The organism is Leptotrichia hofstadii (genome assembly GCF_007990525.1).
GTDB classification, from domain to species: domain Bacteria; phylum Fusobacteriota; class Fusobacteriia; order Fusobacteriales; family Leptotrichiaceae; genus Leptotrichia; species Leptotrichia hofstadii.
The window spans coordinates 592,622-608,489 of sequence record NZ_AP019823.1 but is presented as its reverse complement, the minus strand read 5'-3'; the positions used below and the strand labels follow the sequence as shown (position 1 = coordinate 608,489).

Annotated in this window: 15 protein-coding genes and 1 tRNA gene; 2 read left to right on the top strand and 14 right to left on the bottom strand. The window is 31.1% G+C overall.

The window, feature by feature from the left end; all coding sequences use genetic code 11:
• Positions 1–248: 248 nt before the first annotated feature.
• Positions 249–2,894: a valine--tRNA ligase gene (locus FVE77_RS02940; protein WP_026745581.1), complete on the bottom strand. Its 2,646-nt coding sequence runs from the start codon at positions 2,892–2,894 to the stop codon at positions 249–251.
• A gap of 190 nt (positions 2,895–3,084) precedes the next feature.
• Positions 3,085–3,342: a SemiSWEET family transporter gene (locus FVE77_RS02935; RefSeq protein ID WP_021770288.1), complete on the bottom strand. Its 258-nt coding sequence runs from the start codon at positions 3,340–3,342 to the stop codon at positions 3,085–3,087.
• 150 nt (positions 3,343–3,492) lie between these two features.
• Between FVE77_RS02935 and FVE77_RS02930 the strand changes: the two genes are divergently transcribed.
• Positions 3,493–3,568: transfer RNA gene (locus FVE77_RS02930), tRNA-Thr, on the top strand.
• A 183-nt stretch (positions 3,569–3,751) separates the two neighbouring features.
• On the opposite strand, the gene FVE77_RS02925 is transcribed toward FVE77_RS02930, so the two are convergent.
• The 3 genes from FVE77_RS02925 to FVE77_RS02915 form a co-directional block, all read right to left on the bottom strand.
• Positions 3,752–4,294, bottom strand: a complete 543-nt coding sequence (locus tag FVE77_RS02925) for an OmpA family protein (RefSeq protein WP_026745580.1) — start codon at positions 4,292–4,294, stop codon at positions 3,752–3,754.
• Between the two features lie 72 nt (positions 4,295–4,366).
• Positions 4,367–4,816, bottom strand: a complete 450-nt coding sequence (locus tag FVE77_RS02920; RefSeq protein ID WP_026745579.1) for an OmpA family protein — start codon at positions 4,814–4,816, stop codon at positions 4,367–4,369.
• Positions 4,817–4,923: 107 nt separating this feature from the next.
• On the bottom strand, positions 4,924–5,934 hold the full coding sequence (locus FVE77_RS02915) for a YiiG family protein (RefSeq protein ID WP_026745578.1): 1,011 nt from the start codon (positions 5,932–5,934) through the stop codon (positions 4,924–4,926).
• Between the two features lie 239 nt (positions 5,935–6,173).
• Here FVE77_RS02915 and FVE77_RS02910 point away from each other — a divergent pair, with 239 nt between their 5' ends.
• The gene (locus FVE77_RS02910; protein WP_026745577.1) at positions 6,174–6,671 is read left to right on the top strand and encodes a TlpA family protein disulfide reductase; all 498 of its coding nucleotides are present in this window, start codon (positions 6,174–6,176) and stop codon (positions 6,669–6,671) included.
• 353 nt (positions 6,672–7,024) lie between these two features.
• Here the strand turns inward: FVE77_RS02910 and FVE77_RS02905 are convergent, their stop codons facing one another.
• The 9 genes from FVE77_RS02905 to FVE77_RS12960 all read right to left on the bottom strand — a co-directional run bounded on the left by FVE77_RS02905 (position 7,025) and on the right by FVE77_RS12960 (position 15,855).
• Positions 7,025–8,008 (bottom strand): SPFH domain-containing protein, encoded by a 984-nt coding sequence (locus FVE77_RS02905; RefSeq protein ID WP_026745576.1) that lies wholly within the window; start codon positions 8,006–8,008, stop codon positions 7,025–7,027.
• A 20-nt stretch (positions 8,009–8,028) separates the two neighbouring features.
• Positions 8,029–8,715, bottom strand: coding sequence for a PspA/IM30 family protein (locus FVE77_RS02900; RefSeq protein WP_026745575.1), 687 nt, complete (start codon positions 8,713–8,715; stop codon positions 8,029–8,031).
• 30 nt (positions 8,716–8,745) lie between these two features.
• Complete coding sequence (locus FVE77_RS02895) at positions 8,746–9,798, bottom strand: hypothetical protein (protein ID WP_026745574.1); 1,053 nt, start codon at positions 9,796–9,798, stop codon at positions 8,746–8,748.
• 324 nt (positions 9,799–10,122) lie between these two features.
• Positions 10,123–11,145, bottom strand: a complete 1,023-nt coding sequence (gene queA, locus FVE77_RS02890; RefSeq protein WP_026745573.1) for a tRNA preQ1(34) S-adenosylmethionine ribosyltransferase-isomerase QueA — start codon at positions 11,143–11,145, stop codon at positions 10,123–10,125.
• A gap of 99 nt (positions 11,146–11,244) precedes the next feature.
• A complete protein-coding gene (locus FVE77_RS02885; RefSeq protein WP_026745572.1) occupies positions 11,245–12,327 on the bottom strand; it encodes a hypothetical protein in 1,083 nt (360 codons plus the stop codon).
• A gap of 113 nt (positions 12,328–12,440) precedes the next feature.
• Complete coding sequence (prmC, locus tag FVE77_RS02880) at positions 12,441–13,577, bottom strand: peptide chain release factor N(5)-glutamine methyltransferase (protein WP_026745571.1); 1,137 nt, start codon at positions 13,575–13,577, stop codon at positions 12,441–12,443.
• The gene (gene prfA, locus FVE77_RS02875; protein ID WP_006804929.1) at positions 13,570–14,652 is read right to left on the bottom strand and encodes a peptide chain release factor 1; all 1,083 of its coding nucleotides are present in this window, start codon (positions 14,650–14,652) and stop codon (positions 13,570–13,572) included. Before prfA ends, prmC begins: the two co-directional genes overlap by 8 nt.
• Positions 14,653–15,549: 897 nt before the next feature.
• The gene (locus FVE77_RS12965) at positions 15,550–15,684 is read right to left on the bottom strand and encodes a hypothetical protein (protein WP_269472244.1); all 135 of its coding nucleotides are present in this window, start codon (positions 15,682–15,684) and stop codon (positions 15,550–15,552) included.
• A gap of 36 nt (positions 15,685–15,720) precedes the next feature.
• On the bottom strand, positions 15,721–15,855 hold the full coding sequence (locus tag FVE77_RS12960; protein WP_269472256.1) for a hypothetical protein: 135 nt from the start codon (positions 15,853–15,855) through the stop codon (positions 15,721–15,723).
• Between the last annotated feature and the right edge of the window lie 13 nt (positions 15,856–15,868).

Here is a 15,868-nt window from a genome sequence, read left to right as displayed (position 1 = left end):
TTTTATCTTATATTGCATGTAGCTTAGAATTAAAAATATAATCCAACTCCACCATGTACTCCACCCGGTCCAACACCTACATTGGCTGATATGCACGAACTTAAAACTAAAGCCAATAAAACCAATATCAAAAGCTTTCTCATATTTCCTCCATTTTAAATTTATTTTACTTAATATATTTTACAACATAATTTTAATTTTTCAAGTTTTTTATTCATTAAACTTGTCTAGTAACTTAAATTCCAATACTATTTATACAAATTCATCGATTCTTTAAATTTGGAAATTTTGTTTTCAAGCTCTTCTTTTATTCTTCTTTCTTTTTCCACAGCTTCAGGTATTGCCCTGTTTACAAAATTTTCATTAGACAATTTTTTCAATACTTTATCCAGTTCAACTTGAGTTTTTTCAATCTTTTTCTCCAATTTTTCAATTTCCTTGTCCAAGTCAATTAACTCTGCTAACGGAACATAAATCTCAGTTGTGTCAACCAATCTAAATCCTACAAGTTTTGGAATTTCCACATTAAATTCATATTTTTCAACATTTGCCAGTTTATCCAGTATTTTGGCATTATTTTGCAAAATATTCCTTGCATTTTCATCAGCTGTCTTGAAAATAACCTCAATTTTCTTAGATGGCGAAACATTTGCCTCTCCACGGATATTTCTAATTGCCGAAATAATTTCCTTCAAATAGTCAAATTCCTTTTCAGCATCAATATTTATAAACTCTTTTTCTTCTTCTGGAAAATCTGATAACATAATTGTTTCTTCGCCAGTCTGTAATTTTTGCCAAATTTCCTCAGTAATAAACGGCATAAATGAATGCAGCATTTTCAGCCCTTTATCAAGAACGTGTCTTAATACCCATTGTGCCACAACTTTATCACTACCCTCCTGTCCATATACACGTGTTTTGGCAATTTCTACATACCAGTCACAGAAATCTCCACGGAAAAATTCGTATGCCAATTTTGCAGCAGCGTCCAGTTCATATTTTTCCATATTTTCATTAATCAATTTTGAAGCAGTCTGCAATTTAGATAAAATCCATTTATCTTCAAGTTTAAATTCTGAATTATCCACAGTTGTTGAAACATCAAAATCTTCCAGATTTGACAACACAAATCTTGATGCATTCCATACTTTATTTGCAAAAGCTGAACCCATTTCAAGCAGTTTTTCTGAAAAATGGATGTCCTGCCCTTGTGAAGTATTGTATAAAAAGCTGAATCTTATTGCATCTGCACCGTATTTTGCTATCAAGTCAAGGGGATCAGGAGAATTTCCTAGAGATTTACTCATTTTTCTACCTTTTTCATCCCGTATAATTCCGTGCAGATAAACATAATTAAATGGAATTTCATTTTTTATATAAAGGCTCATCATTACCATTCTTGCTACCCAGAAGAATAATATGTCCGCCCCTGTAACGAGTGCATTTGTTGGAAAGAATTTTTTCAAGTCTTCAGTTTCATTTGGCCAGCCCAATGTTGAAAATGGCCATAATGCTGATGAAAACCAAGTATCAAGCACATCTGTTTCTTCCGTCAAGTTCACATCTTTTCCAAATTTTTCACGTGCCTGAATTTTTGCCTCTTCCAGACTTTTTGCCACAAAAACTGTTCCGTCTTCTGCATAATAGGCAGGTATTCTGTGCCCCCACCAGATTTGACGTGAAATTGTCCAGTCCCTTATGTTTTCCAGCCAGTTGTAATAAACTTTTTCCCATCTTTTTGGCGTAATTTGAATTTTTCCATTTTTTACAACTTCCAGAGCTCTTTTTGCAAGCGGCTCCATTTTTACAAACCATTGCGTAGAAACCCTTGGCTCAATAACCGAATTACATCTGTAGCAATGCCCCACAGCATTTTTATGGTCTTTTACTCCAACTAGCAGTCCCTGCTCTTCCAAATCAGCAAGTATAGCCTCTCTAGCATCAAATCTTTCTAGCCCCTGATATTTTCCGCCATTTTCATTTACATGTGCATCTTCTGTAAAAATATTTAAAAATGCAAGTCCAGTTCTTTTTGCCACTTCAAAGTCGTTAGGATCGTGTGACGGAGTCATCTTAACTACCCCAGTCCCAAATTCCATATCCACATATTCATCTGCCACAATCGGAATTTCTCTATTCATAAGAGGCAAAATTACAGTTTTGCCAATCAGATGCTTGTATCTTTCATCATTTGGATTTACTGCAACCCCTGTATCTCCAAGCATTGTTTCAGGACGAGTTGTAGCAATTACAAATTCCTCATCACTATCTTTAACTGGGTATCTGATTTCCCAGATTTTTCCATTTTTATCCTCGTGATTTACCTCATCATCAGCAAGTGCCGTCTTGTCGTGCGGACACCAGTTTACAATGTATTCTCCACGATAAATAAGCCCATCATTATAAAGTTTGATAAATACTTCCTTTACAGCTTCCGAAAGCCCTTCATCCATAGTAAATCTCTCTCTTGTCCAGTCCAGTGAAACTCCCAGTTTTCTAAGCTGCTTTGTAATCAGCCCGCCATGTTTTTCCTTCCATTCCCAAGTTCTTCTCAAAAACTCATCATACCCAATTTCTTCTTTAGAAGTTCCTTCATCAGCCAGCATTCTCTCAACTTTATTTTGCGTAGCAATTCCAGCATGATCCATTCCCGGAATCCAAAGTGTATCAAATCCGCTCATTCTCTTATATCTAATAATCGCATCCTGTATTGAGTTGTTAAGCATATGACCCATATGCAAAATCCCTGTAACATTTGGCGGCGGAATAGCAATTGAATATCCTGGCTTTTCTGCATTGTGCTGTGCATTAAAATACCCTTTTTCTTCCCATATTTTATACCATTTATCTTCTATTTCATTTGGTGAATAAACTTTATTCAGTTCGTTTGGCATTATTTTTCCTCCTGTTTTAATTATATATAGTTTTTATTTAAATTTTTTTATTTCACAAATCATATTGTATATTTTATCACAAAGATGAGTTTTTTTCTACTTTTATAAAAAAATTAACAAAAAAAGCTCACTAAAATGATTAATCATCATTCAAATGAACTTTTCATATTAAATCTTTAAAATTAAATTTCTAAAATGCTGTAATCGTTGCAAGTAGCCCAAAGACTACCCCTGGAAAGTTTGCTGCTGATAAAGGATAATCTTTTTTTTCCTTTAAAAGCCCATAACTTGTCCATATCGTACAGTTAATTGCTGCTGCTAAAGGCTGTAAAAAAAATGTTTTGTGTCCGTGCAAATTTCCCATTATTTGTGGAACATAAGACACATACATTATTACAGAAAGTAATGTTCCAATCCATCCTAAGATTTTTAAATTCTTTTCACTCATTTTGTTCTCCAATCTTTTAAATTTCAATAAAATTAACAAGTATTAATAATAAAAGTATATCACAAAGTCTTTTGAAAAAACAACAAAAAATCAAATTAAATTTTCCTTGACATTACAATAAAAATCCGATATAATATCTTTGTAAATTTTGCCGCTTTAGCTCATCTGGTAGAGCAACTGACTTGTAATCAGTAGGTGGTTGGTTCGAGTCCGACAAGCGGCACCACTTTATAAAAATCACTCATATTATAATTTTAGGACTATTTTATTTTGATAAAATAGTTTTTTTTATAAATTTTTGAAAATATCAACTTTAATTTTTGGTATTAAATTATAAAATATTTTATAACTCAAAAAGAATAATAATCATAAAAATTTATAATAATATTTCTTTAAATTCATTTGATATTTATTCATTTATAAATCTTGATTCTTTATATTCCAAATCATTTAAAATGATTTCAATTCTTCTATTATTATATCTTCCTTCTACAGTTTCATTTGTATCCATAGGTTCCTCTCCACCTTTTCCTATAATTTTCACAATGGAAAATCTTTTATCTAATCCATATTCCCGCAATAATTTAGCCGCATTTATTGCCCTTTCCAAAGATAATTTTAGATTATGTTTTTTTGAACCAGTTGAATCTGTATGCCCTATAATTTCAAGAGAACCTTTTTCTATATGGGTATTAAGCATATTTGCAATGTATTTCAAATCATAACTTTCAGATTCATTCATTTTTTCTCCATCCACCTTAAATCCACGAACTACACATTTTCCATATGTCAAATCACAAGGTGGAAAACCGCAAATTATCTGAGTTGACTTTGGGGGTTCTGGAATATACTTAGTATTCTCCGTATTAACTTTTTCCTCTTTTTTTAAAATTTCCTCTGCCTGCACACTCATACCTGTTACTATCATCAAAAGTATAATTAATTTTTTCATAACTTTTTTCCCTAGATAAATTCTATAATAAAATGCAATAAATTTTAAACTCCCCCTTTTCTAAATTCGATTTTATTTTCCTGAAGTTTCAAATTCCACATTATTCAAAAGAATCTCAACCCTTCGGTTATTGTATCTCCCATCAGCTCTATCGTCTGTATCTACAGGCGAATTTGCTCCTTCGCCTTTTATTTTTCCAAAGGAAAATCTTTTATCCAGCCCAAATTCCCTCATTAATCTTGCAAAGTTTTTTGCTCTTGTTTCTGATAATTTTAAATTATGTTTTTGTGAACCTGTAGAATCTGTATGCCCTATAACATCAATTGTTCCAGATTTACCATATTTATTTAAATCATTGACAATTTCTCTAATAGTTGATGCTTCCGACTCATTCAGTACATTTCCATCTATGTTAAAACCTCTTATAACACATTTTTTTTCTTCTAACGAACAAGGTTCCCCTAAATGTGCCATTGCATTTATTCCAACTGCCATTACCAAAAATATAACTGCTTTCTTCATTACTATCACTCCTTAATATTTTTTCATTATAATTATAACACATTTTTGCAAAAAAAAAGAAAAATCTGATAAAATCAAATCTTTCTTTCATAAATTAATTTTAATTATTATTTTTTAGTTTTTTTCGCTAATAATTTGTTGTGTTCCTTTATTACTTCGTTGAAGTTTGCAAGTACATTTTCTGGTGTCCCTTCCTCAGTCTGTGCAAAGAAACTATCACTTACAGACGAATGCGAAGCTTTTTCCTTTTTCTCTATTCTTTGGATAAATACATTTACAGATTGCTTAAATTTATTTGCTTTCTGGATAAATTCACTGTGGTCTCCAGGATTATATCCTTCTTTTCCAAGCTGTTTTGTATTTTTTATAGATTTTTCAAATTTTATAAAGGCTTTATCCATTTTTTCTTCCATTCTCTTGAATTTTTTTACATTGCCTTTTGCAGTAAAATCACTTGCATCCAGTCCTTGCTTATGTATTTCCTTTATAATTTTGTCACCTTCTTCAATAAACATAAACTGATTATATGTGATAAACTGGCTTCTCTTGTCATAATCCTTTATCATCAGCTTTTTAATTTCATCAGATTTTTTTTCAAATGCTTCCTTGTAGCTTTTTGTAACTTGATTATACTTATCCAAAGCCTCAAGCAGCTGCGTATGTAAAGTCTGGGCTTTTTCATAATTGTCCTGCAAATACTGCTTATTTTTGTAATATGCTCTCATTTCATCAGCAACTGGCAGCATTTTCTCAAGTATCGGAAGCATAGCCACTGCTTTTTTATCCAATTCATCCTTTTTTTCTTTGCTTTCAGATAATTCTTTTAATTTATCAATAAAGTTTTTATCAATTGCAATATCAGCTGCAATATCTTCATTTTGAATATTTTTAAATTTTTTATCCATTCCAGCATCTTCAAAATAATACAAAAGTCCTTTGTCAATATTTAAAATTCGATTATAAAATCGTATATGCTTACTGTATTTTTCCTTATTCTGTTCCAATACAATCTGTTCTTTGGAAGGTTCTTTTGAAATTTCATCTTCCGGCTTTTTTTTATGTAATGATAAAAATACAATAACTGACATTATTATCACTATTATTCCTATTTTTTTCATAAAATATCTTCACTCCTCCTTTATTTATAATAACTTTAAATTCAAATAATAATTTTCATTTTATTTTTACTCCTTTGAGTTTCATTTAAAATTTATTTTACTATTTATATAATTATAATAATTTTTACAGATAATGTCAAATAAAAATAATATATTTATAAAAAAATTATTTTACATATTCCAAATAATGTTATATAATCTAATTAAGAATTTTAAATTTATAGAAAGAAGGGATAAAAATGAAAAAATTATTAGTTATTATTTCAATGTTTATGGTATTTTTAGTTGGATATGGAAAAAATGCTGAAATTAATGTAAGAAAAGGAGCAAAGCTTCCAAGTTTTGAACTTATGGATTTTAACAGGACAAAAATAAAAAGCCACAAGATTTTAAACAATGGAAATCCTACACTGCTTGTATTTGTTGCCGAATGGTGTCCACATTGCCAGCATGAACTTCCTGAAATTCAAAGATTCTATGAAGAAAACAAGGACTCTGTAAATGTTGCCGTTGTTTTCATAAGCAAAAATACAACATTGGCAGATTCAAAGAAATTTATAGATGAAAATGGTTTCACTTTTCCTGTATACTACGATCTTGACAGATCTTTAATAAATGCTTTTAAAATTAAATCAGTTCCGTATAACTTAAAAATCCAAAATTCTGTGATTCAGGATATTCAAAGTGGTGTTGTAAGCTATGATAAATTAAGTGAGCTATTTTCTTCTGGAAATTAAAAGGATTAACTTCCGCTTTATAAAACATGATCTAACGACTAGACACAAAAATTAGTTTAAAGATCATGTTTTTTTATACCAAAATAACATAAAACTTCTTTTTTTATCTGTACTTAACACTATTCTTCATAAAAAAAACGGCAATAAAATTCTATAACAATTGATTTAAAAGCCTTATTAAAAAAATCAAATCTAATTTTTAAGTATCCACCTTAAAGACTTTTATAACTTTGCTCACACGCACTTCCGTTGAAGAAACTATTAAAAATTCTACATTAATAAAAATATGGACTAATCCTAAAAAATATTAAGAAATATTAGTCCATATAATTTTATGCTCCGAATTATAAAAATCAATACAATTTAGTTCCACATTCTGGGCAGAATTTACTGCCATTTGTTTTTGTACCGCATTCCGGGCAGAACTTTGGCGCGGCAGCGTTTCCTGCTGATTGTTCACTTCCTGCAGATTGCTGTCTGTTTTGCATTTGATTTGACTGGTTCATCTGATTTGCCATCTGCTGTCCCATCATCATTCCCATCTGCATACCTGCCATACTTCCAGCCATATTTCCTGCTCCTCCGCCATTTTCCATTGAGTCAGCCATAGACATTTGAGTATATTTATTTACATCTCCAACCATACTTTGTCCTGCCGCCTTTTCCTGCATTCTCTTGACTTCTTCTGGATAACTGAAACTGGAAATAGAAAAACTAGGAATAGAAAGCCCTATTTTTCGCATTTCAAAGTCCATATCCTCCTTTATTCCATTCCCTATTTCAAATGAATTTATCTGAAGATTGAACATATCCTTTCCTTCTCTCGCTATCCATTTCATAAGAAGCTGATCTAACATTGAAATTACTCTTTCCTTTACATCATCAATGTTAAATTGCTGCTTAATTCCAGCAATTTTATCAATTAATACGTTATGGTTATCAACTTTACAAGCCATTGTACCAAAGGCTCTTATTGGCATTCCTCCTGGAAGTCCTGGCGCTGGAATATTAATGGCGTTTTTGGTTCCCCACTTTACAGTGATTTCTTTTGTATTGACAAAAAGCACTTCTGCTCTCATTCCCGAATTAAATCCGAATTTAAACCCCTTCAATGTTGATAGAAAAGGCACAATTTGAGAGGCAATATCATAACTCCCCTCATTTTCAAACACACCTTCTACTTTTCCATTAAAAAGAAAAATTGCATCCTGTCCAGGTCTTATAATTAATCTTGAACCTTTTTTTATTTCCTTATTTGACCATTTCCAAAAAATCATCTCATCATTAAATTGCTCCCATTCTACTACGTTCGCAAGCTGATTGCCAAATAATCCCATTTTAAACTGCTCCTTTCAATTTATAAACCCATTTCCTTTTTCAATCTTTCCAGTTCTTCATCAACTGCTGATGAACTTTCTGATTCTCCACTGTCATATTTTTTCATAAGATCATCCACTTCATCTTTTTTAGGCGAATTAAGTTCCATAGACGCATTTGCTTCGTCTAGCATTCTATCCACTTTTTCTTCAATAGAGTTAAATGAATCCATTTTCCCGCTTATTCCAGCAGAAGATGACATTGAATTAATTTTTTGTGCAGATTTTGCCATTTTTATTTTGGATTTTATTTCATTTCTTTTTGCATTAAGTTTTTGTATATCTGATGTAAGTTTATCATGCATTTCTCGCATTTTCAAAGAATTTTCAACCGCAATCATTTTTTCCTTTTCTAAAGACTCCAGCTTTATCCTGATAGACTCCTTCTTTTCCAAGAACATTCTTGCATCCGCTTCATTTCCTGCTTGAAGAGCCTTTTTCGCATAACTTTCCATTTTTTTAATCTCGTCTTCGCATTCTGCAACTTTTCTCTTCGCAGCGCTTTCCTGTGCCATTACAGCAACAGTTTCAGCCTTTACACTACCTAGATCCTTTTCCATATCTCTTAGATACTGATCTATCATTTTTTCAGGATCCTCCATTTTGTCCAATAATGCATTAATATTAGACGACATAATTGTTTTAAATCTTTCTAAAATACCAGCCATTTTTATTCCTCCTAATTTATTTATTAAATTTTATTTATATAAATAGTAAATTATTGCTGCGGCCGCAATTAATGCCGCTATCACAGCAAATGCTATCTTAACTGCAGATTTCGGATATTCTCCCACCATTATTCCACTTTCTCCATTTATAAGAACTTGATAGGATTTTCCATTAAAAGAATAAGACATTGAATACACAGGCAATAATAAAAGTCTATAATATTCATTGCTCCAATAAACATGAAATCTTATATTCCTTACTCTGTCATATCTTCTTAAAACATCCGAACTGATAGTATTATAAATCCTATTTTCCATTATTTGCTTAGATTCTTCATATCCTTGCCTCATAGGAACCTTAAAAATTTCAGAATTATAGCCTGACAAATATCCTGAAGCAAAATCTATTGTGTCCTCCACATTAAATCCACCTAGATTTTTTATAAGACTGTCCTTTAATGTTCTAGAGGCCCGCATTATTACATTTTCAAATTCATTTTGGACATTTCCTCTTACAAAATACCAGTCTGTAACTATCCTAGTCTTTATCTTCCCATCTTCTTCATAAGTTTCTGTTCTATCAATCCCTCCTTCAGCAGTATATTCACTATCCGCATCAGTATCAAAAGACCAGTATGGAAGATATATGCCTGTCACTTTTCCGCTTTGATACAAAGTTTTCAGAACATTTGGAGCAAACCATCTTTTTTTTATCCATTCTGAAAAAAGCTGACCAACTTCTTTTTTATCAATCAAAAAAGGTTTCATTCCATCTGGTTCCAGCACAGCCACTGCTCTTTCACTCAACACAATATTGGAATCGCAATAAGGACATTTTTGGGAAGTTTCAAAAGTATCCATTTCAATTGTAGCTCCACAGGAACTGCACTCTACTATTATCTTCCCCTCCGTTATTTCACTTTTCATTCTTTCTTCGTAATTATCTATTCCGTGTCTTTTGTACGTAAGGATTTTAGGCAGTTCTTCTTCTGTTTCACAATTCTCGCATTTCAAATTTCCAGATTTTGGATCAAATCGCATCATCCCGCCGCAATTTTTACATCTAAAATCATCACTTTTCATAGTAATCACTTCCTTATTTAAACAGCACCATCTTTTATTTAAATTTTTTCTAAACAATATTAAAAAATTATTTTTTCATTATTTTATATTATACCATAAAAAATATACTTAAAAACAGATTGTCACTAAATATTTTATTTAGGTCAGACAATTAAAATTTTTAAGAAATAAATCGAAAATTGTATTATATTTAGCTAATTTGTATGGTAGACTTCTATTGAAAGGTAAGCAATGTAATTTATGTTAATTAAATTAAACTGTTTCATTAATCTAGAACCGTAAATATTATGAAACAATTTTTTATTTTTTACCAGAATTAATATTTTAATAAATAAACATCGAATCTCCAAAACTATAAAATCTATACTTTTCTTCAATAGCTTTCTTATAAGCTTCAAAAATAAGCTCCTTACCACCAAATGCTGAAATTAACATAATTAAAGTAGATTTTGGCAAATGGAAATTTGTAATTATTGCATCAGTAATTTTAAAATTATAATCTCCATAAATAAAAATATTTGTATCCCCTTCTGAAGCTATGAGCTTTCCATTGTCATCGACTGAAGATTCCAATGTTCTTACTGAGGTCGTTCCTACCGCAATTACACGATTCCCTTTTTCTTTAGCTTTGTTAATAATTTTAACAGTTTCTTCAGGAATTCGGTACTTTTCGCTGTGCATTTTATGATCCAGAACGTTTTCCACCTGTACTGGACGAAATGTTCCAAGCCCCACATCCAAAAATACTTCTGTTATAATAACTCCTTTTTCACGGATTTTACCTAAAAGTTCATTTGTAAAATGAAGTCCTGCAGTCGGTGCGGCTACCGATTCCCCCTCTTTAGCATAAACAGTCTGGTATCGGTTCTTATCCTCCAGTTTTTCCACAATATATGGTGGAAGCGGCATTTCTCCTAATTTATCCAAAATTTCCTCAAATCTTCCTTCAAAATTAAATTTTATGATTCTGTTCCCATCTTCCTTTATTTCCATAAGTTCTGCTTCTAAAACTCCCTCCAGAAATATAAGTTTCTGTCCAATTTTTAATTTTTTAGCAGGTTTCAGCAAAACTTCCCACGTATATAAGTCGTATCTTTTTAAAAGAAAACATTCCAGCACAACCCCATTTTCCTTATGCCCAAACAGTCTTGCGGGAATAACTTTCGTACGGTTAATTACTAAAACATCATCTTTTTTTAAATAATCGATAATATTATAAAATTTTTTATGTTCCAATGTTTTTTCTTTTTTATTCAACACTAATAATTTTGAATGATCTCTCGGATTTACAGCATGCTGTGCTATCAGTTCCTCAGGCAGTTCAAAATCAAAATCTGAAATTTTCATTTAATTTATTTCTCCTATTTCTATATTTTCTTTTTTTATTTTTGTTTATTTCAAAGGAAACAGGGAATTTAATAATTCCCTGCCATAATTATTATTCAATTAATATGCTCTTCCAATTTCAAAAGTTTTGTATGTGTCTACTCTGTTATACCATCCTTGCAGCCATCTTCTCTCATTTCTTGGAGCATTTCTCACACGTCTTGCCAACACATCCTTGGCAGAGTTGCTAAATTCTACTAATGCACTTTGTCCTACTGCTGTTCCTTTCATATTTTCAAGCACTTGTCTTAGTCCCCAAGCTATATTATTGTATGCAGAAACACCTTTCAATCCTTCACCTTTAAAGTTTACATAGTCAATCAACGCATAAAGTCCATTAGGAGTATTTACCATTCTTTCAAACTGGTTTCTTAAATTTTCCTTGTTTGAAGACGCTTCTATCATTTTATCAAGCGAACTTTTTAACCTGTCATAAATAAACATAACCTGAACGTCTCTTGTATTATCAAAAAATGCTATCAATTCTTCAATATCCTTATCTCCACTAGCTTTTTTAGCCATCAGTTCTGATTTACTGTTCCATGGCGAATATCTAAAATCTGTCAGCAATTTAGGCAAAGAGATTCCTTTTTGCTTATAGTATGCCACCATATCAGGTAAACTGTCTCCAAATCCGCTTCTTCCACCGCTTGCTTTAAACCAAGTAAAATGCCCTATTCCAAGTGAAGGGAAATTTTCTCCGTCATTCCAGTCAACCAGATTGTTTCTAACTCCACCTGTTTCATTTTGGAATATTTTTTCAGCCACGGCTAACAGCTGCTCCTTTGATAATTTCATATCGGAAGTTTCCTGCTGTGTCTTTCTGTTTGCCGTATAGGTATTTACATTTGGACGCTCATAGCTTCCGCTGTCACGCATATTTCTTAAACTTGTATTTACATTTAAGTCAATGCTTTTATTATTATACTGATTCTTAATTAAATTTTCCAATTGAGAATTACTAACGTTTGTTCTTGTAGAAGCTACAAATTTTGGTTCAGGTTTTGGTGTATTTACAGTTTCAATATTTTCTGATGATGAAGCCACCTCCTTAATACTCTCACTTCCAAATGATATTATTGAATACGTTAATCCCAATAACAATGCTCCTGTCTTTTTAAACATTCTCCTATCACTAATCATTAATTCATCTCCATTCTTTCTTGATTAAATATTTTCTGACGTTTTAAATTCCAATTTTATAATGAAATAAAAATCTGAAATTATCTAATCCCTTTGTTAATTTTTAATTTTATTTATAATTTCTGTCCCACGACAACTCTATCCAGTCCAGCTAAATCCTTTATAACTTCCACATTTTTAAAGCCTGAGCTTGTCATAATTTCAGCAACATTTTTCCCCTGCTTATAGCCAATTTCAAATAGTAAATACCCAAAATCAGCCAAATAATCAAGTGCTTTCTGACAAATCTCATAATAAAAATATAATCCGTCATTTTCTGCAAAAAGTGCTTCACTTGGCTCATGCAATAAAGTGTCATCTGACATAATACCAGCTTCATTAAGGGAAATATACGGTGGATTTGACACTATCATATCAAACTGCTTAAATTCGATATTTTCAAATAAATTTGATTTTAAAAATTTTATATTTGGAACTTTTAAAAGTTCCTTGTTTTTTTCAGCAGTTTCAAGCGCCTTTTCAGAAATATCCACGCCTAATACATAGGAATCCTTTATTTCCAATGCGGCTGTTATTCCTATTATACCACTTCCAACGCCAATATCAAGTATTTTTGGATGAATTTTTAAATTTTTTTCTAAATTTTTATTTTTTAGAATATTATTTTTTAAAATTTCAATCATCTTTTCAACCAAAACCTCAGTATCCTGACGTGGAATTAAAACTCCCTTGTCAACGTAAAATTTTCTTCCATAAAATTCCTGTTCATTTAACAAATATTGAACTGGAAATTTTTCACGTCCGATTTTTTGAATAAAATATCTGATTTTTTCGATTTTTTCATTTTCAATTTCGTCTCTATACTTTGTAAAAAGCATCATTCTATCTGTATTCAAAACATGTGAAAATACAATTTCAGCAATTAACCTGCTCTCATCAATATTATTTTTTTTAAGATATGAAATGCTTTTATCAAGCAGCAATTTTAACTGCTTTTCAGATTTTTCATTATTTTCAAAATCATTATTCTCAGATATTTTTTTATCATCATTTACTATATCGTTTAGTTTTTCTCTAATTTTTTTTAATTCATCTTCTGATAACATACGCTCAAATTCAGCATAAAGCATTATTCTTTCCATTCCCATTACTTCTGAAATTATACTTTCTGCTGTCAATCTAGCATTTTTTATATTTTTTTTTTCCAAATAATTAACCGATTTATTCAAAATATCCAGCAAATTATTCATTGCTACTTCCAACCTCTTTTAATAATTCTGCCTGTTCATAAGCAATCAGAGCATCTATCATTTCGTCCAAATCCCCATCCAGAACACCTTCAAGTCTATGAAGCGTCAATTTAATCCTATGATCTGTAACTCTTCCCTGTGGAAAGTTATAAGTTCTGATTTTTTCTGATCTATCTCCACTTCCAACTTGCGAACGTCTTTCGTTTTCAACTGCGCTTCTTTGTTTTTCGTATTCCATTTCATATAGCTTAGAAGCCAGTACTTTCATTGCAGCCTCTCTATTTTTTATTTGTGAACGTCCATCTTGCGAAGTTACCACAAGTCCAGTTGGCAAGTGAGTAATTCTTACGGCAGAATCAGTAGTATTTACGTGCTGACCACCCGCTCCGCTTGATCTGTATGTGTCAATCTTTAAATCACTTGGATTAATTTCAACCTCACTTACATCATCTATTTCAGGCAATACTGCAACTGTAATTGTAGATGTGTGAACTCTTCCAGAAGATTCAGTAGCCGGAACCCTTTGTACACGGTGAACTCCGCTTTCAAATTTTAATCTTGAATAAGCTCCATTACCTTTAATCAGGAACGTTACTTCCTTCAGTCCGCCAACCCCAATTTCACTTTTGTCAATGATTTCAGTTTTCCAACGGTTTCTTTCTGCATATCTTGTAAACATTCTGAAAATATCAGCTGCAAATAATGCCGCTTCATCTCCACCCGCTCCAGCACGGATTTCCATGATAACATTTTTATCATCGTTAGGATCTTTTGGAAGTAAAAGTATCTTTAATTCTTCTTCAAGCTGTGGAATTTCTTCTTCGATTGAATGAATTTCTTCAAGCATCATTTCCTTCATTTCTGAATCTTTTTCAGCTTTTAAATCTTCCTTCAGGCTTTCCATTTCCTCTTTACGATTTTTGTAATATGTATATTTTTGAACAACTTCATCAATGCTGTTTAAAGCCTTATTATACTCCATAATTTTCTTTGGGTCTGAAACAACTTCAGGATCCATAAGCATTTCTGTAAGTTCTTTATGCTTTAAGACAACATCGTCTAATTTTTGAAACATAATTTATTTTTCAACTCCTAAATTTTTAAATAATTTTTGAATTTTATTATGTTGATTTTTTTTAATAAAGTAACTTTCAACACCAATTATTGTAGCATATTTTTAAACTTTTTTCAATTTTTTCTTGTACAAATTTCTATCAATTCTTGTATGGTGTATTGTATAATCAAATGTAGCACTAATGTAAAATATACTTCTGAAAATACAACTAAAAAATGAAATAAAAAAAATCTATAATAATTAATTTAATCCTTGTTAAAAAATTTAAATCTAATTTTTAAGTATTTATATAAGGAATTTTTATTCAGATTTTCAAAAACTGTTTATTATTAATAAATATTTTTTATATTACTATGTTTTTCCTTTAATTATATAAGCAAGGGAAATCAGTCGCCATTTCCCCTCATTTCGCAATAATAGTTATTTTAACATATTTAACTAATAGCATATTAAAGAAAATGACGAAAGTGCTACGCACTAACCCTGGCTTGTCTAAACATTTTTTTGGAATATTCCCAAATTTTATTTGGGAAAGTAGTCAAAACATTTATTATTTGGATAAACCTGAATTACTACGAAAACGAAACTCGCTGACGCTCACTTTCGCAAATAAAGACTATAACAACTCCATAAAATATATTTGCGATAAAGGTTATGGCGAAAGAAACACATAAATGTGTTTAGTCGTTTCCATTTCAAAAAAATTACGACATTCTTATATTAAATTATAAAAATTATTATATTTAGATTTTAGTTTTTTACATTTAAAAACTTAAAATATAATTTTCACTTTTTAAACAGATTCTAATATAAATTAATTTGTCGGAGCATTTTTCTGTGATGGCAAAACTGTCTGAGCATAGCGAGTTTTTTGTCAGCACAGAAAAATGTCGTAGACTAGCCATAGGTTGTAGGATTTGCGGCAATGAGCAATCCTACGAAAATAAAAAAAGAAAAAAGGGCAAGAAATCCTTCTCCTGTACGGAAAGTCCCTGCCCTTTGTATATATTTCATTCCTTTTTTTATTCTCATTATCCACCCCAATATCTTTTCCATGTCGCATTGAGGTTAGTATGTTATGTTTCCGTATCTATCCTTGCAGTAATAATCACCGTTAGCCCTTTCATAACATTTCACACCTCTTTCAGCATCTTCTCGATTTATTCTATCCCATCTTTTTGCATCAAACAATTCACATCCCACGACGGACATAACA